This is a genomic window from Shewanella sp. ECSMB14101 (assembly GCF_000773485.1).
GTDB lineage: Bacteria > Pseudomonadota > Gammaproteobacteria > Enterobacterales > Shewanellaceae > Shewanella > Shewanella marisflavi.
In genome coordinates, this window is sequence record NZ_JSFF01000003.1 from 184,101 (window position 1) to 204,996 (window position 20,896).

Below are 20,896 nucleotides of genomic sequence, written 5' to 3' on the forward strand. Positions count from 1 at the left end.
TAGATATTAGCCTTGAGGCGGTTTCAGCGGCATGTCCATCTTGATCAGGCGCTCATCCATATCGAAGGTTACGGTAAAGCCTAACTTTTTCGCTAGGCTTGCCATATTGCGGTTTTCAAACATGGTAAAGCCAGTTAATAGCTCGGTGTCGTTAGCTTTGTAGTAAGCGATCAGTTTTTCGAGTAACAGTTTTCCTAACCCTATGCCTTGGTGATCGCTGCGAACCGCCATGGCAAATTCGGCCTCAGTGTTGTCGGGATCGATAGAGGCTCTGACTGCGCCTAAAGTGATATCGTCACCATCGGGCCCCTTAGCCGTGGCAATAAAGGCCATTTCTCTGGCGTAATCTATCTGAGTAAGCACCGCCATCTCTTCGTGAGTCATCTTTGAACGTACGCCAAAATAGCGCTTATACCTGTCTTCATCAGACAGTGAATTATCAAAGGCCAGGTGCTTAGGTTCATCTTCAGGCAAGATAGGTCTTAGCATGATCTCAAGCCCATTTTTAAGCACGGCGTGCTCTTCCATCTCCTTAGGGTAGGGGCAGATGGCCAGACGGTTGGGCGTATCTTGGGCATTAGGATTAAGCTGAATATTCACATCGAGCAGAGTGATCTGCTCGCCGGCGCAAAGCACAGGATTTAAGTCTAATCCAGCTATTTCGGGACAATCTATGATCAGGTGAGAGATTTGAGTCAGCATGACGCATAATGCATTCATGTCTAGGCCAAGTGGCAGATGCCTATCTTTGAGTTTGTGAGTCTTAAGGGCCTGAATAACCATATAACGGGCAAGCGTCATGTTGAGGGGGGGAAGTGCCACCGCCGCGTCTGTGTTAGGTTGCCACTCTGAGCCGCCTTCGCCAAGCAAGATGGCCGGGCCAAAGACTGGATCGTTGGTGACGGCGACACGTATCTCTTGCGTGCCAGCGGTAAGTGCCATCTTTTGCACGATAAGCCCTTGGATATCGGCATCTTGATTCAGAGAATGGACGCGGCCAATCATGGCGTCGGCCGCTTGTAACACCTCCTGCTTTGAGGTGAGGTTAAGCATCACGCCGTGCACATCAGACTTATGATGAATGTCCGGTGATTGCACCTTTAAAGCGACCGGGTAACCTATCTGCTCGGCAATCTCGGCGGCGGCCTCCCCACTGGCTGCAAAATGTGTCTCTATGGTATTGAGTCCATACGCCTTTAGGATAGCACTGGCCTCGTGTGTCTCTATAACCTGTTTGTTTTCGCTAATCGCTTGATTCAGCAGGCGACGTGCTAACTGTGCATCTGTGGGAATGTTATCTGGAATTGATTGTGGTACTTCTTGCAGTAACTTCTGGTTACGTCTGTATTCCACCATGTGCATAAATGCACCAACGGCACCTTCGGGGGTGCGATAGGTGGGGACTCCCGCGCGGTTGAAGTGTTTACGAGCTTGATAGGCTGAGTCTTCGCCGCTCCAGTTGGTCAGGACATTGACCTTATGACGTCTTGGGTGTTTAGCGATAAGGTCTATGATGCTGTCGGCGATCTCTATGCCATCGCCAAGGGCCGAAGGGGAGTGCAGGACCAAGATGGCATCGGCAATATCGGCATTCATCAGAATATCGAGACTTTGAGTGTAGCGTTTAGCATCCGCATCACCGCCAATATCGACTGGGTTTTGTCCTGACCAGGTATCGGGTAGAAAAGCGTTCAGTTTATCGAAGGTTTCATCGTCCAGTGTAGCCGGTTTACCCCCACCAAGAATAAGCTGATCTAGCCCTAATACGCCGGGGCCGCCGCCGTTACTTAAGATAGCCAGTCGCTCGCCCTGAAGTGGTGCTGAATGGGCGAGCGTTTCCACCGCGGCGAATAGCTCTACCAGATCGTTGACCCTGAGCATACCGGCGCGTCTAAATGCTGCCTCATATACGGCGTCATTACCGACTTCACCGCCGGTGTGCAGTTTGGCGGCGTTGGTGCCTTCTAAACTGCGCCCCGATTTGATGACGAGTATGGGTTTATTGCGCGCAGCAGCGCGAGCAGCAGAGAGAAAGTGACGTTTTTCGTTAACCGAGTCGATATAGAGCATGATGGCGGTCGTACGCGAATCCCGGCCGAGATAATCGAGTAGCTCATCAAAATCGATATCCGTGGCATCTCCAAGAGAAATAAAGGAGGAAAAGCCGATCCCCTTATTGTTAGCCCAGTCCAGTACTGTGGTAGCGATAGCCGCCGATTGCGACACGAAGGCGATTTTACCTGGCAGGGCACTAGTGTGCGCCAGGCTAGCGTTGAGTCCCAAATTAGGCAGCATCATGCCGAGGCTGTTAGGGCCCAGTATGCGCATGCCATAGCGCTTGGCGTGAGCTCGGGTAAGGGTTAGTAGGTTCTGCCCCTCTTCATCTAACTGGTTTGCCATTCCGGAGGCGTTGATGATCGCCACTTTACAACCAAATTGCGCTAAGCGCTCAACGATAGCCGGAACGCGACTTGCCGCGGTACAGATAATGGCAAGATCGGGCTTGAGTGGTAAGGCTTCGATATTAGGGTAGGCTAACACGCCTAAGACGGCTTCATACTTTGGCGTTACAGGCATGATAGGGCCAGAGAAACCACTGGACAACAGGTTGCGCATTACGACATTGCCAGCACGCTTGGCACCGTTAGACGCGCCAATAATGGCGACCGATTTGGGTTTAAAAAGGGTGTGTAATGTACGCTGGCTCATTGCCGACTCCTATTGTGCCTCGCCAACAGACAGTGTAACTCAGTTGCACTTTTTTTCTCTAGGATTTTAGTAGGATAAGCATGTGTTAGTGGGGTCAGTTGATGGACAACATACCTTGCAACACTTTTACATCAAGGGTTAACAACTTCGAAGGACAAACTGAGCTTAACTTGGAACTGTATAACGTAGATATCATAGGGTGTCCGTTCAAACATCAAGGTTCAAATGACAGTTCAAATGAAATAGTGGCGTTTATGTATATGAGTGTCCTGTCCGAACCAAGGAGTTCATCATGAAAGCAAGGGGTTTACTTTTTGTTGCACTGACTTTTAGCGCATCGTTTGCCTACGGGGCTAATTATCAATTTGTGGCTGAGGATAATAGTCTGGAGACCAAAATCTGTATCGCAGCGGGTAGCGATAACCAAGCATCGCTTAAGCGTAAGTTAGTCAACTATGAACATAACATGCGCTATGGTGTAAATACCATCTCCTGCAATGGTATGAGTCTGGCGCAATTCTCTCATCGATATGAGGCCTTACAAACTTACGCTTTTCTCTCTCGTCACTCATCCTTGGCCAATAAGGTTAAAACTCGGGTGAGTATTACCGATCTAGCTCGGCATCAAGTGCCGGATGACGGCGCGCCAGTCATGGTGATGGTGAGCGCGAAATAGGCACTGCTGGACAACAGGCACAAAAAAAACCAGCTTGCGCTGGTTACTGTGTATTTTACAAGCTGGTACAACCGAGTGGATTCGAACCACCGACCCCCACCATGTCAAGACATATATATTAAATTTTTTATTTTCCGCAAACTTTGCTACAGCCGCATACTTTAATAAATACAATCATTTGTTTTTAGTGCCTGACTCATTTTTAGATCGTATAAGGTGATTTTGCTTGAAATTTGGTCACATTCTGGTGACTATTTGAAAGTAACTATTTAGGTACATAATGGTAGTCTGTTTTGACTTCAAAGCCACTTGGGAGAGAGTATGGTAGATTTGTCGGCATCGTTTGATTCCAAACTAAAAAATCAAATCAGCTTTACTGAGGTATCGCTCGATAGAATCTTCTTTGATGACGAGTTGGAAGCGCTTATTAACAACGCAAATCCGTTTTCTTCCGTTAAGGCCGTATCCGAAAAAAATTTACTCAATACATACCCATTCACTTATCTCTGTTACCAGTCGGCAATGATCGGCTACCAGTTTCGAAAGCGCGTTAAGATCGTCAGTGGGTGCTTTACCGCAAAAACACTGTTCACAGCGCAAGCGATGCAGCAATTACCGGAGGACTTTCAGGTCCCGATATTTATTTTAAATAAAAAGCCAACACAAATGATCCGCCGCCAAATGGCACAGTTTGACTTAACCAATAACTTGATTAACAAATGCTTTGTGAACGATTCTCGTAAAATCGGTCAATACTTGCGTGCTTGGTTTTCAAAGCAAGCGGGCAAGAAAAGTATCTATCAATCGGAAGAGTGGCAAGCGCTCTACCCAGAACTCGACACCAGTAAAAAGTTAGCTGAATTTTTAAGCATCTCGAAAAAGGAGTTGTGATGGATGCGAGCAGTTTTCCGAGCGAAACTAACATTGCAAATCTTATCCAATCGAACGATGAAGTCATAACTGGTAAGGTACGTAACTTTCTCGAGAATATCGAATGTCCTCCCGATTTCAGAGGGCTGAGAGTAGTTGCAACCTTTTTGGAGCGTTTAGTCGCTGTTTATCCAGCTTTTTTTATGCAGGTAATGCAGTTTGATGTAGGGCACTTAAAGGGTCTTGGGGTAGTTGATACGCAGCAGTGGCCTCTAATAGACACTAAACCTGTGGCGAAAGGATGGATGTCGCAGCGTCCGGTATACTCGTTATTACTGACGTTTGCCAATATCGATTTTGCTGAGACATCAAGACCAATACTCCTGTTCCTAAGACATTATTTTGAACATGAAATCGTGATTGCGACTCACGAGCGAGAGGAAAGCGCCTTTCGCGCCTTTCGACTGGCACTTAAAACACAAGAGTTTGATTTGGACTGCGTCTCCTCGGACGAAGCTCAGCAGAACACAATGCAACTTGCGGCTCTACTCGATGAATTACAGTCTGCTGAAGAGTCACAACGCAATTTGACGTTAGAAGGCTATGTGCGTGAGCTTAAGCATTTTTACTCCCTAGACTGGCGAGCTAAACAGCATCGGCGATTAAGACGTAAAAAGAGCTATCGAGCGTCATATCGGGGTAGAAAGTTTGAATACATTACTGGCAGTGATAGCTTGTACGTTCTACAAACCTTGCCCGACAAACTCGATGAGTCCCAAATAGAAAATGGTCTTGAGTCCCTCGAAGATGTCCCACCATGTGCAGTCGTAATGGTTGAACCTGAAGCAAAGAGTAGACCCAAGCATGAAATGCCTGATATCGCGCAAATTAAAGACCAAGATAAGCTAAAAGCAAGACAAAGGTCCATAAGTCAAAATACGGGGCGTGCCCACAATATAAATGCAATGCACCGTACGGTGCTTCAGCCGCATGAGTTGGCTGTCTTGTGGCAAGAGCTTACATTAACCAAACGCAAACCCATCAATGGCCTTGCCCCGAAATATGTTCAGCAAGCCCTGTTGTTGAGTTTGCTCACTACTCGCACCTTAGATGAGTTAAAAGCGTTTCATGTTATTGAAAGTGAGGAATCTGATGGCGTAGGTGTGTTTGAGCATGACGGGATGTGGTATTGGAAAAACGAAGTAAAGCCTACCGCCAATCGTGGAAAACATTCGGCCAGTCCCCACTTAAAAAAAACAAATGTGTATGCGGTGATACAACTGCCGTTTGAGTTGGCTAGTGCTTTAGGGTTAGGTGAGAGACATGTTGGGGATTGTATAGTTCAACAGGTAGCTAAACTTAAAAAAGCGGCCAAACAGTTTTTTCACTCACTCAACAACAAACATCAAGTGCAGATAAATCAAGCCCGAGTTGAACGCTTTTTGGTGAATTTAAATCAAGCTACTGGTTGTATTGACCCCGTCTGTATGGAAGTGTTGCGTGGTGCGGGTTATTACACTCGGTCTTCGCGCCATTATGCATGGAACAGTAATGTAGATTTAAATTTTGCTATTGGCGAACTATGGAAGGCAATGTTTGCTTATATGGGTCAATACGCGTCAGAGCGAAAGGTGTTGCTTACTTATCTCCCGTATGATGTAGACAAGAGCATAGGGATCGGTTCTCAATTTACCCCAACCAGCGACAGTGTACGTAAGTTTGTCGCCGAGCTGCTAATTCCGCTGACCGATCTATCACCACATGATGTCAGCATTTCAATTAAATCGGCGATTGATTATCACAACCACTACACACTTTATACACTATATATGCTTCTTAACGCGACGGGTTATCGTGCAGTGCATAACCCACTTCCTAGCTTTTCTTTGCACTTAAAACGCTTTGGGCTTTTAGGTATTTCAGATAAGGATGCAAGCAAAAATCTCGCTCATTCGAGAGTGGTTGTCGTGCCAGAGATGCTGACTAAACAGTTAGAGTGTTATCAGCGACACTGCGAGGTACTCGGTTCACTTCTGACTGGTTCATACCCATCTGAGTCCAAGTCGATGCTTGGGCAAAGTAATTACCATTTATTAAGCCACATTGAAGGCAGTGCCGAGCGTCTTGATTGGTTGAACTCTGTTAAGCATTCGACGAATAACGATGGGAACTTCCTGCTATTTGATACGAAAGAAAATGGGAAGTTCAAAAGTGTTAATGCGGGACCTTGTGAAATGGAAATGCGACACGCATCAAGTGTATCACTGCCGTATAACTTTGGGCGTCACTATGTGCGTCACTATTTGCAGTCTCAACATGTCCCGCAGGAATGGGTCCAAGTTCATCTTGGGCATTTTAATTATGGCGAATTGGCGCTAGGGCGTTATTCATCACTTGACCATCTTGAATTAGCGACCTCCTTAGCACCTATTCTTGACACGATGCTTGATGAGTTAGGGTGGGTGATCATGCCATCCATACTAACAAGGGGGCGAAAGTGAAAGAGGCTCTTGCTAGCGTGATTCGAACTCGCTATTTAAAAAAAGCGTATCAAGAGATGCCAGATTACCTCATGCAGTGTGAGCTGATAGATGCTTCGCAATCAGATATTAAAGACTGGATTGAGAAGGTTTACCGTTTTAGCTGTTCGCTACTTGTTGATAATGGTGACAGTGTTACCCAGGAAAGCGTTCGCAAGGTCCTAACTAAATTTCCCAAGCCATTTCATATCAATGTGCTTCACACCAAATTATTTCAGCTGATTCTGTTTCTTATCGAGCAAGAGCTTGGTATTAAGAGTCCACCGTTGCCACAGTTTGTGGAAATTAAACCCGAGCAACCCATCGTCACCCTGGCGCCTATGCTGGACTCTGGTTTACACGAGCGATTATATGCCGCGCTTGAAGATGAGCGAGTCATTATTGAGTACTTGCGCACCCCGCAAGATAACAGTGCCATCTTATTACTGTGGCTGTTCTTGAAAGAAGGGTTTCGTTATGCGCGCCAAATCGATGAACTGCTCACCAGTGAAGCCGCAGTGTTTTGCATCAATAAGCACTGGTTTTATCAAGATGGCGATAGGCGATATTGGCTCTCACCCATGGGGGAACTGATGTTAAGTGCTTGGCGTAAAAGTAGCGCGCGCTTGCACGGAACACAACAAAGTCTTATTGAGCGTTGGGCTAAAGCCAACCACATCATTTCTCCTTATCAAAAATTGCGCATTGCGACGCTTAAGCAGGGCTATCAATTGGAAGCACTGTTTCTGGCTAGTCCCATAGAAATGGGCACGATCACCTCTTTGCATGCCAACACCCTATTAGATCAAAATGCCTTGTATCGAATTATAACGGGTAACCGAGTTGATATTGTTCAAGAGGAAAATCAAGTCGAAGGCGTGACTAAGCGTCAGCAAGCAGCATGGTTCACGTCTACAGGGCTTAACAAAACCAAGATCCCCACAAAAAAACCGCAAACTATGTCATTGACGGTTTCTCAGCAGATGGCAGATATTGAGCATTTCATTGCGCGCCTTGAAAAGTTACCTGCAAAAGCCTCACAATACAGGGCTGCAGAAATTAAAGCGGAGCTTCGAGCTTGGCTCGAAAATGCCAATTATTCTGCTAGAAAGCCATGGATTTGGTTGGTACTGGCTTGGCTCTACAAACTGCTTTCAGAGGGTGGGAAAAACAAAAAAACACTGTGTCTTAATACAATACGTAGCTACATAAATTACGTGGCCAAGCCATTCCTTACGGAATTTTCTGGTTGCAACGCTGTACTGTTAAATAGTGAAGCATGGGCTGAAAAATTCAACATCACAGCCGAAGGTATTAATGCTACAAGTAAGAAAGGCTATGTGGTGTACTTTGCCGAGTTTCTGGTTGAAAGTGGCTTAGTGCCTAAGCTCTGCCTTTCTGATTTAGATATCCCAGTGGTTAAGGGGCAGGTAAGTGCGCATCTTCTTACACATCATGAAGCTGATAGGGTAATTGAGGAACTCAATAGGCTCACAGGTTCCCAAAGGCGGCAAACGTTACTTATATTCTCACTTGGCTTTTACGCTGGATTGCGGAGAGGAGAAATTGCTGGATTGCAATACAAAGACTTTCATTTCAATGAAGCGCTCACATACTTTACCCTGCACGTACGTGCTAATCGCTACCGTAGCTTAAAATCTCCGGATAGCGCTCGAAACTTGCCGTTAGATTCACTGCTGCCGATGAAAGCACTATGTGAACTAAGAGAGTTTCTCAATAGTAGCCGCGCAGATCAAACACGCTCGATGAAACTTTTTCGCAATGAAAGCGAAACCCAAGTGGCCTTTGACTTGGTGACGCAAACCATACAAGGCGTGACAGGTGACAATAGACTTCGCTTCCATCATTGCCGCCACTCATTTTGCAACTGGATATGGCTGAAGATGAACCAAAACAGAGTTGCACATTTCACGCATTTTTCGTTTCTTAACCACCACTACTTTTATAATCCAAGCGCTGAGCAGTTGTATCAGCGATTAGGAATCTCCCCCTTTAGTCGCAAAAAGATGTGGGCTCTGTCCATGATGCTTGGGCATGCATCTCCTGATACTACGCTCTCTTCCTATTTTCATCTGGGTGATTTTTTAAGAAGAACTAAAGTGTCTAATCACACACCAAGCATACGCGTTTTGCGTGCCTTCTGGGGACAAAAGGCACAGGCGAATGAGTTTGGACAAATACATATTAAACCGAGTATAAAAGAGTGCTATACCAAATTGGTACCACAATCGTTTTGCCCAACTCTTCGCTCTGACAGTTTTGAACTCATCCCGCCAACACCGCAAAGCACGGAAAAAAATAGTGGCTCGCTTCCACTCTCCACTATTTGGCGTGTGATACGCCGAGCCGCTGTGGGGCAAACTGCTGAATGGATCAGCGAAGATTTAAATATTCCAGTAACAACGGTTTGCCAACTGCTTAAACTTGATAGCATGCTTACACAAACCAGTCTTCCAAAATCGAAATACAAATTTGCGCCGCATGTGAATTATGCCAAGTTGTGCCGCAGTGATGTTAAGTACCTGGAAACCCTGATTAATCGTTTTGATTATGCGCATAGATTAGGACACTTAAAGGACATCGAGCTTAACCAACTACTCGAACTGAAGAGTGATTTTGTGGCAGGAAAAGACTTTTTGCTACGTACCAGTAAGCAAAAGCCAATAGCAACGCTGCTTAAACTGCTAAAAAAAATGGGCATCAAAGAAGACCTCATCAGTATACAGTGGTATTACCCGAGCCTTGCATGCATACAGAATAAGCAACTTAATGAGTATCATGCTCATTACCAATCGTGGGTAAAACTTATGTGCGAGCAAGCATCAATCGAAAATGGTGAAATTAAAGTGGTGATACCAAAGTCAGCAAACGCTTCTATCGTCAATACGTTTAAGGATGAACAAATTATTAAAAGTGATGATGGCTGTTTTTTACCCTACCAAGAGTCAGGCTTTGTGAGTGTGCATGTGCGAAAAGAAAACGTCGCTGCTGAAAAATCAGCAACACAAAAAGCTGGGAAGATCAAAAGAGGGAAGGGATTTGTGAGTTTTATGCGGTTAGTGATTATGCGTTTGTAGGGGAGGAGCAAAACCGGATGCTGTGTGTCTGTTGGAGAGTTAAAGCACAATGTGGAAGCATTTTTTGCGAGAACAAAAAAATCTTGATGGATTTGTTAATTTGACGAATTATGTTCGTATTTGCAATATTGATCTGCCTCAGATTATTGTTATTGATAGTAAGGATTTAGCGTTGTTTTTTATTCATATCGTTTCGGATCCGTTATGATGTACGTATTAAAATAAAGTTATAAGAAAAATCAACAGGGACGATGATGGCTAGTCGTGGAATAAATAAAGTAATTTTAATCGGTAGCCTTGGTCAAAATCCGGAAGTGAGTACTTTCCAGGGGGAAGAGCTACAGGCGTCTCTGTCAGTCACCACTACTGAAATCTGGAAAGACCTAAATATCGAAGAAATGCGCCTGAGGAGTGAATGCCATCGCGTGTCAGTGTTTGGGCCCTCAGCAAACTGCGTTGCAAACTATGCAAAAAACGGAAGCCTGGTATACTTTGAAGTCCAATTGCCAACACGTGAATGGCAAGAGCAGAATGCTCGAGATCGCTATACGACAGAAGTGGTTGTCCGGAGGCCTTCAGCAAATATTCAGCTACTAAGTGGTCTTCCTGATTCAAATGCAGTTAATTTTGAATCGTCACAAGAGCAACCTACAACAAACAGTGTTGCTCCTCTTAGACAATCTATTCCAAATAACCCTTTATTCTCAACTACGCAACAGATTAACTGGGATGACTTCGATGATGACATACTCGTTCTAGCGGTAGACTCTTTAATGAGACCAAATAAGGTGAGTATGTAATTAAGTAAGATAGGTAGGACTCTACACTATGAACTATACAGAGGCGCGGCGTGATTTTGTTACGTGGGTCGAGAGAAATTTAAAAGATATTGAATTTGAGAATATAACGCAAAACCCGTTAGAACTCATAGATATCGGCCTATTATTCCCTCGACAAGACGACACTGAGGTAAAGAAAAGTACAGACAGTAATGTAGTTTCTTCCATGAAGCCACCTTCGTCTGTCGGGTTTTCGTTTTACATTACAGATGATGGTGAAGGGGTTGAGTTATCAGTCGAGCTCGGAGCATCAGTTTATAAACCCTTACCTGAAGGGGTGTTAGAGAGCAAAACGGAGAAAATAAAATCATGGGAAAAACAAGTCTATTCTCCAGATGGCAATTTTACATCCATCGTACAACCAAGTAACGGTGAGCGAGTTGTTAAGACAGAAGTATTTTTTGATCAAATAAAAGAGAAACATCGGGCTACACTTCATCAGATATGGCGCCCTTATAACGATGGCTTTATAGTTACTCTTACTTTAACTAACAACCAAAAAGAAAAAGCTGAAAAAGCAAACACTCCATGGGTTGCTGCCGCAACTCTATTTAACGTATCTCTTCGAGCTACACCCATTAAAGGTGTAGTGCAGAGTTACCCAAAAAAAGATTTTTCCCTTCTTACAGAAGAAGAACGCGAACTTGAGCTTCGTTATAAGGACATCAAGGTTTTTGGTATTGGGCATGCTGCTGCCGTTAATTGGAATGTTAATTCAAAAGGTAAAGTGGTACTTGAAACCAGTTTTATGCCGAAAGTTGAAGTGCCCTCGGTGACGGCAAACACTGCTGGAGACCAATTTCGTTATTTGAGCTTTGATTTCCTAACTAAGAGTCACAAGGATTCCGAAGTAATAGAAGAACTTAGAGCTTTTGTTAATAGCTACGGATATTGGATCGAGGAGCAAGTGGCAATAGCGGACTCATATGCTCAGGATGAAAAAGAAACTGCTGACGGAATTGTCGCAAAGGCCAAAGAAGCAAAAGAACGCATGGATAAAGGCGTTACCTTTTTGGAGCAAAGCAAGTCGGCTCGAATTGCTTTTTCATATGCAAATGCTGCAATGCTAAAACAGATGCTTGCAGGAAAAAAAGAAGATAAAAGTAAATTCAATTGGCGACCATTTCAACTTGCTTTTGTATTGATGACGATGCAATCAGTAGTCAATGAAGATGACGAATACCGTGATCTGGTAGACCTCATTTGGTTTCCTACTGGAGGAGGGAAAACAGAGGCATACCTTGGAGTCATGGTCTTTTTATTTGTTTACCGCAGATGTTGTTATCCTGACAGTTCTTCAGGTACGGCATGCATAATGCGTTACACTCTGCGCCTTTTAACAAGCCAACAGTTTGCTCGTGCCTCGAAGGTGATTTTTGCTTTAGAACTTTTACGTAGAAAGAACTCTGCCTTATTAGGTACTGAGCCGTTTACTTTAGGGCTTTGGGTGGGCGCAGCAAGTACTGCAAATACTTACAGAGATACTCAAGACGCCATCAATGAAGGTAGATTTGAAAAGCTTGGTATGACAAGCTGCCCTTGGTGTAAGGCTGGTTTCACGAGAGAAAATTACCTGATATCAGATACTAGTTTTTCCATAAAATGCACTAACTCTGAATGCGATTTTGGAAAAAGTGATAGCCCGGTTCTTCCTTTTAATTCTATTGATGAAGCGTTATATGAAAATCCTCCAACCTTACTTATAGCAACAGTAGATAAATTTGCGATGTTAGCTTGGGAGGCTCGTGCTCAGGTATTTTTTGGATTGAAGCAACAGCGGCCACCTGAGCTCATCATTCAGGACGAATTACACTTAATCTCCGGTGAGCTGGGCTCAATGGTTGGTCTTTATGAGGTTGGAATAGAATCTGCCTTGGTACTTCGAGGAATATATCCCAAATATATTGCATCTACTGCCACTATACGTAACGCAGAACATCAAATAAAGCTGCTGTATGGGAAGAAACAAGCAGTTTTTCCACCTGCCGGTATCAGTTACAAAGACTCATACTTTGCTAAAACTGTTCCTACATCTCAAAAGCCTGGCCGTATGTATGTTGGCTATATGGCTTATAACAAACCACGACAGCGATGTCTTGCACCATTAGCAAGTCTTATAGCATGCGCACCCGTTATCCACCAACACTCGGATCCTGAGCTCCAAAAGGCATGGTGGACTCAGATGTTGTATCACGGTAGTTTGAAGGGAGTCGGAATTAGCCAAACATTGATTGAAGGGGAAGTTGGTCGTCGAATTCAGGATATAACGGATAGATACAATCGTTTGCACTCAGGAGAGTCTGAGTATAAGAAAATCGAACCTCGGAGACTAAACACTAAAACTCTTACTAGCATGCAAGGTGCTGAAAGTAACAATGCTGTTTTCAATGCTTTGGAAAAAGAGAAAGATACTGCTGATTGTGTAGATGTTGCCTTGGCAACAAATATGGTCTCTGTTGGGTTAGATGTTGAACGACTTGCAGTAATGATCATAAATGGCCAGCCACTCACTACTGCAGAGTATATTCAGGCGAGTAGTCGCGTTGGGCGGGGGGATATTCCCGGTATTGTTTTTGTTAATTTCTACAAATCTCAGACGCGTAGTTTGTCTCATTACGAAAATTTCTGTTCGTATCATGATTCATTTTATCGATACGTTGAACCTACGAGCTTAACCCCCTTTACTTACCAGGCAGTTAAACGGGCACTTCACTCATCACTTGTGGTAGCAGTTAGAATGGGAGGCATTGGGCTTGCCGAAAATGACAGTGCTGATTACTTCGATAAGGATAATCCCAAAATCAAGCGCTTAATAAACCAGTTCAGGCTACGTATAGGGTCCGCAATTTGTGGTCCATTTGAAGATTTTTATCAGAATGAAGATGAAAGTGAAAAGCTTGAGCTGACATTGTCAACGCTGGATGATTTGGTTGATGAATGGGATCTTCAAGCCAAGAATGCAATAACGAATAGGAGGCAGCTTCAGTACAACAGTCGAAATGATCGTGGGGCTGACTCTTTACTGAAGACCTATAGTGAAGAAAAGAAAGCTGTGTGGAGTGCTATGACTTCAATGAGGAGTGTTGAAAACAGCGCTTTGATGAAAACTGTCAAAGGGATAAAGCATGATTAGCAAATTTACGCCCATCCGTCTTTCTCACCTTGGAGCATCTCAGGGAGTTGGTAGCATTGTACGTGATAAAAGTGACTATACCGCGGTAGTTGTTGATACAAGATTTTGGGGGGTAAATGTTCCCGAATCTCTAGAGCCAATAAGAAATGTAAGACGGATTCAACGTTGCCTGCAGGTATCCAAGGACCTTTTTTTACCACCCACCGGAAATGAACAGAATGAAGCAGACCATTCTAAATCAATTCCAGCGGTTTTGTTTCCACGTTATTTTGAATGCCCTGGATGTGGTCGCATGGTACTCAACGCATTAGACAACTTTAATCCAAATGTTCGAAATAAAATGTTATGTAATCACTGTGACAGTAGTGTGCCATTAAAGCAGGGGATATATTGTAACATTGACGAGCTAGGTCATTTAGGTGAGGTTAATTGGCAGTGGTTGGTTCATAGGCCTGATAAAAACGATACAGATGAAATCAGGGAGTGTCTTGAGAAAAATCACAATGATAACCTTGTCCACCTTCGAAAAAGCGGGAAAGAATTTATTAAGTGCATGGAATGTCCAGCCAGAATTGAGTTTAACTCTCATCATGTACAAATAAGATTGTCCTCTCCACAGCCCTGGATCTATGAACGGTTGAATTATAATGAGGGCGCTCAGTTAGCAACCAAAGTTGTAGAAATTAGTGATCCTCAGGTATACACACCAGTTCTTGACGAGGGGATAGTGATTCCACCTGAGTCCAATAATGATGAACCAACGGATGTATTAGCTCAAATCTTAAAATATAGTGATGTTCTTGATTCGATACTATCCTCTCCCACATCTTTATTACGAAAGAGCAGGATTCGTCGTCTTGCTAATGATCTAGAAGTAAGCACAGAATCCGTAAATGAGGCACTGCTCCAATATCAGGACCCAACTATAGATAAAGAGTGTGAACATGAATTACTTGGTTCACCAGGTCAGATGCTTCAGGAAGAATATGATGCACTTACAACTGAGCAAACATTTTCTAAAGCGGCTGATTTTATTACTAAGCATCAAACCAAGCGATTAGATGATCTCAAGTTGAGTGTGAGCGAAAATTTAAAACCCTATGCTTCTGTTATTGGTCAGTTGGTCCGGGTAGATCGGCTAAGAAAGGTTCAGATATTTAAGGGGTTTCATCGTTTACGTCCTCAGCAGAAAGAAGAGGAAGATGGTACAAAAGAAACTCCTGAGCCTACTATCTTACCTCCAGATATTATTGGAGAGTCACACTGGCTACCTGCAATAGAGCTGTTTGGAGAAGGGTTGTTTCTTACGTTAAATCCATCTTGGCTAATACATTGGGAAAACCTAACCCCAGTAGTTAAACGTGCTCAAGAGCTAGCTTTACGTTTTGAAGCTTCAGGCAGCTATATTCAGGTTAGCGAGATCTCTCCGCGCTTCCTGCTTTTACATACACTCGCACACCTTATGATACGAGAGTTGGAAAACAACTGCGGTTACCCTGCGGCCTCTTTATCTGAGCGAATCTATGCATCTATAGATGACGAAATGTGTGGCTTTTTAATCTACACAGCTGTTGCTGATGTGGCGGGCTCACTGGGCGGTCTCATGGAGCAGGCAGAGCCAAAAAATATTTTGGCGTTGCTAGAAGGCGTTTTTAATCATGCTAAGTGGTGTACTCTGGATCCTGTTTGTTCCGAGCATACCGGTCAGGGAAGAGACGGGCTCAATTTGGCTGCGTGCCATGGTTGTTGTTTGATACCAGATACTAGTTGTGATTATGGTAATGTGCTTTTAGATCGTACCCTGATTAAAGGAGATGAAGTGCTGGGTATTCCGGAACTAGAAAAATTTATAAAGGATATGGCAGATGAGTAAACGAGAGTTCAAGTTGCCGTTACTGAGTCAGTTGACTAAGGAGCAACAACGTATTTTACGACTGCCTCTGGATGGGCAACATATTGTAGTCGGTGCTCCAGGTACTGGTAAGTCAGTTATTGCATTACATCGATTAGCGAAATATAACAATGGGAAAAAGCCACTGTTCCTAACCTTCAATCATGTTCTACAACACAGCTCAGTATCATTAGATAACACGGCGTCTCATTTTGATACGGCATTGCGTTTTATATATAATACTCAATATGCTCTTACAAACGAGTTTATGCCAGAGTGTGAGCAAACAGCCACACAGAAAAAAGTACGAGAAATATCACCAGATTACGAAAAGTTAAAACTAATCTTCGAATCACACAGTAAAGATTATCAATCTAATAATGAAATCTATGACATTGTTATTGATGAAGGGCAGGATTTACCTTCAGGCTTTTATGAGTCGTTAATGTATCTCGGTCATGAGAATTTTTTTGTTGTTGCTGATCAAAACCAACAAATCAGGTTAAACAACTCAAGCAGAAGAGATCTTGAAACAGTACTTGATATCGAAACAAGTGAGGTGCATGAGTTAACACAAAACCATAGAAATACCGGGCCAATAGCTCAACTGGCTCAACATTTTTACACAGATCGTGCCAGTCCGTTGCCTCAACTTCCTAATAAGCCATCAATAGATACACCAACCTTGATAAACTATACTTCCGTACAAAAATGTGTAGAGAACATTTTACGCGAAGCCGACAACGGCCCAGGAAAGTTAATAGGGGTAATTGTTCCATCTGAAGTTAAGCGGGAAGACTATGTAAAAAAACTAGCAAGGGCAGAGTTACCTAATAGAAGAAACGGTACTCCAATTGTATCTACATATTCAAGCAATCAAAATCAAGGAAATGTAAATATTCCATTTGATCAGGGAGGAATTGTTGTAATTTGTGATAAGTCAGTAAAGGGAATAGAGTTCGATACAGTTTATGTCATTCTCGATGGGTTGCAAGTTTACAATGGGGATGAGACAGCAATAAAGAAAAGGCTGTATGTGATGTTCACCCGAGCAATAGATAAACTATTTATAATGCAAAGTAATTCTTTCCCCAATAATATCACTCCTTTGCTACCAACAGATGAAACTATTTTAAAAAGGAAAGTAATATAATGGCTATCTACTTGACACCTATATGTGTAGACAACCTTGTTAATTTCTTTCATGCCGGAATAATTACACCGAAAGAACTATTTCCAATAGGAAATTATAGTGTGGATGCGTTGAGTATTAAATCGGGAATAATTCCTTTATATACTAACAAAGTGTCTGATGAGGGGATTGTTCTTTCAAAAGAAGATGATGAGTATCTAAAAACTGCAATATTAAAGCTAAAGATAAATGATGACATTGATTTTTCTGAAGAAGATGGCTTTTATCTATATCGGAATTGTATTTCTCTTAGTCAAATTGAAGAGATTGTTTTTGAAGATAAGCAAGCGAAAAGTGACTTTGAGAGACTTACGTTTGAACAAGGACCTAGTTGTTTTAGTTTTGTTGATAAAAGTAAAATAAAACAGACAGGTTTCTCAAAGTTAGTTGAGAAGAGTATAAAACAAGATAGTGAAGCTGCTAATAACGATGATTTATTTAATGCTAAGGTAGAAAGCGAAAGTATATGCACAGAAGAAGTAAGCGTTTTGTATAGACAACGTGTTAGGGATATGTCTGAATTACCTCCTCAGTTAATGCCTAAAGCATTAGCATACGCTGGAACATTATGTATGGCGTATGTAATGACTAAAAATGGAGAATTATCTCAAGCCTATTTCCACAGGTTAAGTCAAGTTCCAAACGGACTAGAATATATATCTGAACCAGAAAGCCTAACAGATCGAATCATCTCATTCTTTCAAACAAGAGACAAAGGTGAGGAAGTAAATGAAAATCAAAGTATATATAATGATTTCTTTTCTTGCCTGATAAAAATGGATGTAGCATCAAATGGTTCTCAAAATGACGTGTTGAATAATGTCATAACATTTTTAAGTAAAGATACGGGTATCCCAAAAATTAATGCCCGCTTTAATAATATCATGAATGAAATGAGGTCAGTCTATGACAACACAGATGATGAAGGTCAGAGTATCAAGTATGCACTGAATGAAAGTAATTCAGATTTACGTAAAACTTTATTGAGTCTTGTTTATAATTCATCTGCCATGTCAATGCTAGAAAATTTTGATGATGCATTGGATGAAAAAGATTATTTAAACTTTGCATTATTTTATGGTTTAACTAGCCAATATAGATTCATTCCTAAAGAGGTTAGAAATATAAGTGGATTAGAGTTTTTTATAACTCAAAAAATTGCTCAGTATATTGAGTATATAAGAGGGCCAAACTCTGGCAAACAAGTTTTTTCAATTAAAACAATATTGGAAATGCTAAGTTCTAGTTCATTGTATTTGGAGAAAAAGCAAAAAATAATTAAACTTCTTGGTATTTCAGACGCCTGTAAGCTAGAGATAAAAGTTAAAGATTTTTCGTTTTGTGAGGGGAAAGTGAGTGCTGATATTAATTCATCTCTTCGAATCACTATCGATAGTGAAGTCTATTCGTCGATCATGATGAAGAAAACTGTATTGGATACCACCCTTAACAAAGTGCTTGATATATGCAAATAAATCCTAGCAAACCCTACGAAAATCGTAGCCAAGCAGAACTGAAAGTATTCGATGCATTTCGAAAACTCGTTATGGATAGCGGGTTTGTTTTTCACTCAGTGGGTTTACCAATGCATGGTGAAAACCAGACTAGAGAAATTGACTTTTTGTTGATATGTGCTGCAGGTATTTTTGCATTTGAGGTGAAAGGTGGAGGTGTTTACAGAGAAGATGGTAACTGGTTTTCAAGGGGAAAATCAGAAAAATTTATAATTAAGAACCCTAAAAGACAGGCAAGAAGTGCTATATATGAGCTTCGTGATTCCTTGATAAACATGGGGCTTTTAAGTTATGAACATGTCATTGGTTTTGGGATCATAATCCCAGAGACTGGTGAATTTCAAAGCTCGCTAGAGCTTCCCAAAGAGCTAGTTTGTACAAGGAAAGAGTTTAGACACTTTAGGGCTTGGATAGATGAGCATATTGCATACTGGCAAGGTGAAAGCGAAAAGATTAAACAGCTTGACTATAGCGATATTAAAGCAATATCAAAAGCCTTGCGCCCAGACTTTATCCCCAAACTTTGTGACAAACCGTTTGAAGGATTATCTGAAGAACAAAGCAACGTCGTAAGAGATTTTCTAGACCATAAGAATATCATCTGTGAAGGTCCTGCAGGTACTGGAAAAACTCTTCTTATAAAGAAGTTAGCAAATGAGTACCTGCATTACTCAAAAAAATTATTAATAATATGTCACTCGAAATGGTTAAAGGCATATCTTCAAAGTGAACTTCAAAATGAACGTGTAATTGTTGCTTATCCGGGAAGTGTTGAAATAGTGAGTCGCCGAAATTTAATTAATGGTTATGATTATGTGATAATCGATGAAGCACAGATTTGCCTAAATAAGAAATTAGTTACGCTATTAAATCGATATCTATATGGAGGTCTTGGAACTGGGCATTGGCTACTTTTTCAAGACTCTATTAATCAGATAGAGAATAATTATCCGAACTGTATAGAATCTATAAATTATATCAAATCATTACCTCATTCGAATCATTCATTGACAAAAAGTTTCAGAAATACACGTACGCTTCTTTCATACCTTAAGAAAAAAATTGGTACAGCATCGTTAAAGACGGATTCTATGAACGGCCCTTCTGTTCAGGAGTATATGATAGATCCTGACGATGTTCAGGGAAGCCTCAGTAAAATAATTTTGCATCAAATGAGTAGTGGTTATAAGAGCTCTGAAATCACAGTCCTTTCCCCTAGAGAATACAACGATAGTGTAATAAACAGGCTGCCGAAAAAAATATTGAACCAAGTCGTTCAGCTCGACGATTACAAGATGAAGGATTTTCCTCCACGAGAAATTAGTTTTTCAACGATAGATAATTTTCAAGGTCTGGAAAACAAGTGCATTGTACTCATCGATGTGTCACATGAGCTCTTCGATAGCGAGCAAAAAGTTGCTTATGTAGGGATGACCAGAGCAAGTGAGCAACTTTGCATTGTATCCAATGATATTGACTTTGTAATAAATACTGACCTAGAAGATGATCCAGGATGGCAAGTTATTCTGGAGAATACTTTTCTGGTCAATGAGGCAGAAGGTTTTAGAGAGCAGAGCCTCCTTGTTCCTAAACTGGGCTTTGAGTTAGTGCATGAACAAAGGGTAGTAGCGATGGCTGAGTTTGCATGGCCTGACTACAAAATTGCTGTTTTTGAACCTGAAGAACTGGACGCAAAGGAAGCTTTTTCGCAATTGGGATGGAAATGTTATTTTGCACCTATTGATGCAACTGCATTACAAGAAATCAGTTTGTCTGTAAATGAGCCCTCATCTAATTAAGTTGTTTTGCAAAAAATGCCAATTGTTAGGAGCATATTGATTAAACTATATCCAATTGATATTAAAAGAGTTGTAATCGAAATGAACCTCAAGTTTTTTAGGAAATAAAAGCGGTATAATCCCCCGAAAATTCGGTTAGTCAGCTTCTGTAACAAATAACTGTAGATGCAAACTCATTAGGCTATGATTAATGAGTAATAAAAATACTAGTTATGCGCCAGGAATGCGCGTTGAAATTCGTAATGAAGAGTGGACTATCCGTCGTGTTGAACAGTTGGGGCATGGTAATAAATTGCTAACTTGTGAAGGGGGTTCTGAGCTTGTTCGCGGTAAAGAGAGTCGTTTTATCACTGAGTTGGAGCAAGATATCGCTATCCTTGATCCAGCGCAGACACGACTGGTAGAGGATGACTCAGCTAACTATAAAGCTTCTCTGCTCTATATTGAAAGTATGCTACGGCAACGTATCCCAACAGATGAGAAAATTTACATGGGCCACAAGGCGGCTATGGACTCGCTTCCTTATCAGCTCGACCCAACTAAACAAGTATTACAGCAGCCTAGGCAATGTATTCTTATAGCCGATAACGTTGGTCTGGGTAAAACCCTTGAAGCGGGTATTCTTATGTCTGAGCTTATGCGTGGCTTTAATTAGG

General features: G+C 42.1%; 12 protein-coding genes. 11 read left to right on the forward strand and 1 reads right to left on the reverse strand.

Annotated elements, in window-relative coordinates; translation table 11 throughout:
- Nucleotides 1–6: 6 nt before the first annotated feature.
- Nucleotides 7–2,709 carry a bifunctional acetate--CoA ligase family protein/GNAT family N-acetyltransferase gene (locus NY07_RS04490; protein ID WP_033538141.1) on the reverse strand — a complete coding sequence of 901 codons (2,703 nt, stop codon included), beginning with the start codon at nucleotides 2,707–2,709 and terminating at the stop codon, nucleotides 7–9.
- Between the two features lie 292 nt (nucleotides 2,710–3,001).
- On the opposite strand from NY07_RS04490, the gene NY07_RS04495 reads away from it, so the two are divergent.
- From NY07_RS04495 to NY07_RS04545, 11 genes are all read left to right on the forward strand, one after another.
- Nucleotides 3,002–3,385 carry a DUF3718 domain-containing protein gene (locus NY07_RS04495; RefSeq protein ID WP_033538142.1) on the forward strand — a complete coding sequence of 128 codons (384 nt, stop codon included), beginning with the start codon at nucleotides 3,002–3,004 and terminating at the stop codon, nucleotides 3,383–3,385.
- A 321-nt stretch (nucleotides 3,386–3,706) separates the two neighbouring features.
- On the forward strand, nucleotides 3,707–4,276 hold the full coding sequence (locus NY07_RS04500; protein WP_033538143.1) for a hypothetical protein: 570 nt from the start codon (nucleotides 3,707–3,709) through the stop codon (nucleotides 4,274–4,276).
- Nucleotides 4,276–6,756, forward strand: coding sequence for a hypothetical protein (locus NY07_RS04505; protein WP_033538144.1), 2,481 nt, complete (start codon nucleotides 4,276–4,278; stop codon nucleotides 6,754–6,756). Before NY07_RS04500 ends, NY07_RS04505 begins: the two co-directional genes overlap by 1 nt.
- The gene (locus tag NY07_RS04510; RefSeq protein ID WP_140946890.1) at nucleotides 6,714–9,872 is read left to right on the forward strand and encodes a tyrosine-type recombinase/integrase; all 3,159 of its coding nucleotides are present in this window, start codon (nucleotides 6,714–6,716) and stop codon (nucleotides 9,870–9,872) included. The genes NY07_RS04505 and NY07_RS04510 overlap by 43 nt, the downstream gene beginning before the upstream one ends.
- A gap of 251 nt (nucleotides 9,873–10,123) precedes the next feature.
- A complete protein-coding gene (gene ssb, locus NY07_RS18980) occupies nucleotides 10,124–10,672 on the forward strand; it encodes a single-stranded DNA-binding protein (RefSeq protein WP_052125491.1) in 549 nt (182 codons plus the stop codon).
- Nucleotides 10,673–10,700: 28 nt separating this feature from the next.
- The gene (locus NY07_RS04520; RefSeq protein WP_052125492.1) at nucleotides 10,701–13,844 is read left to right on the forward strand and encodes a helicase-related protein; all 3,144 of its coding nucleotides are present in this window, start codon (nucleotides 10,701–10,703) and stop codon (nucleotides 13,842–13,844) included.
- Nucleotides 13,837–15,717, forward strand: a complete 1,881-nt coding sequence (gene drmB / locus NY07_RS04525) for a DUF1998 domain-containing protein (protein WP_033538146.1) — start codon at nucleotides 13,837–13,839, stop codon at nucleotides 15,715–15,717. Before NY07_RS04520 ends, drmB begins: the two co-directional genes overlap by 8 nt.
- Nucleotides 15,710–16,888 carry a DNA/RNA helicase domain-containing protein gene (locus NY07_RS04530; protein WP_033538147.1) on the forward strand — a complete coding sequence of 393 codons (1,179 nt, stop codon included), beginning with the start codon at nucleotides 15,710–15,712 and terminating at the stop codon, nucleotides 16,886–16,888. The genes drmB and NY07_RS04530 overlap by 8 nt, the downstream gene beginning before the upstream one ends.
- Nucleotides 16,888–18,402, forward strand: coding sequence for a hypothetical protein (locus NY07_RS18985; RefSeq protein ID WP_052125493.1), 1,515 nt, complete (start codon nucleotides 16,888–16,890; stop codon nucleotides 18,400–18,402). The genes NY07_RS04530 and NY07_RS18985 overlap by 1 nt, the downstream gene beginning before the upstream one ends.
- Complete coding sequence (locus NY07_RS04540) at nucleotides 18,393–20,240, forward strand: nuclease-related domain-containing DEAD/DEAH box helicase (RefSeq protein ID WP_033538149.1); 1,848 nt, start codon at nucleotides 18,393–18,395, stop codon at nucleotides 20,238–20,240. Before NY07_RS18985 ends, NY07_RS04540 begins: the two co-directional genes overlap by 10 nt.
- A gap of 223 nt (nucleotides 20,241–20,463) precedes the next feature.
- The gene (locus NY07_RS04545) at nucleotides 20,464–20,895 is read left to right on the forward strand and encodes a DEAD/DEAH box helicase (RefSeq protein ID WP_140946891.1); all 432 of its coding nucleotides are present in this window, start codon (nucleotides 20,464–20,466) and stop codon (nucleotides 20,893–20,895) included.
- The last annotated feature ends 1 nt before the right edge of the window (nucleotide 20,896 follow it).

What these genes read in the sequence shown, in the direction of transcription:
- NY07_RS04540 (WP_033538149.1), top strand. Translation starts at nt 18,393, where the DNA reads ATGCAAATAAATCCTAGCAAACCCTACGAAAATCGTAGCCAAGCAGAA.
- NY07_RS04505 (WP_033538144.1), top strand. Translation starts at nt 4,276, where the DNA reads ATGGATGCGAGCAGTTTTCCGAGCGAAACTAACATTGCAAATCTTATC.
- ssb (WP_052125491.1), top strand. Translation starts at nt 10,124, where the DNA reads ATGATGGCTAGTCGTGGAATAAATAAAGTAATTTTAATCGGTAGCCTT.
- NY07_RS04520 (WP_052125492.1), top strand. Translation starts at nt 10,701, where the DNA reads ATGAACTATACAGAGGCGCGGCGTGATTTTGTTACGTGGGTCGAGAGA.
- NY07_RS04530 (WP_033538147.1), top strand. Translation starts at nt 15,710, where the DNA reads ATGAGTAAACGAGAGTTCAAGTTGCCGTTACTGAGTCAGTTGACTAAG.
- NY07_RS04500 (WP_033538143.1), top strand. Translation starts at nt 3,707, where the DNA reads ATGGTAGATTTGTCGGCATCGTTTGATTCCAAACTAAAAAATCAAATC.
- NY07_RS04545 (WP_140946891.1), top strand. Translation starts at nt 20,464, where the DNA reads ATGCGCGTTGAAATTCGTAATGAAGAGTGGACTATCCGTCGTGTTGAA.
- NY07_RS04495 (WP_033538142.1), top strand. Translation starts at nt 3,002, where the DNA reads ATGAAAGCAAGGGGTTTACTTTTTGTTGCACTGACTTTTAGCGCATCG.
- NY07_RS04490 (WP_033538141.1), bottom strand. Translation starts at nt 2,709, where the DNA reads ATGAGCCAGCGTACATTACACACCCTTTTTAAACCCAAATCGGTCGCC.
- NY07_RS18985 (WP_052125493.1), top strand. Translation starts at nt 16,888, where the DNA reads ATGGCTATCTACTTGACACCTATATGTGTAGACAACCTTGTTAATTTC.
- drmB (WP_033538146.1), top strand. Translation starts at nt 13,837, where the DNA reads ATGATTAGCAAATTTACGCCCATCCGTCTTTCTCACCTTGGAGCATCT.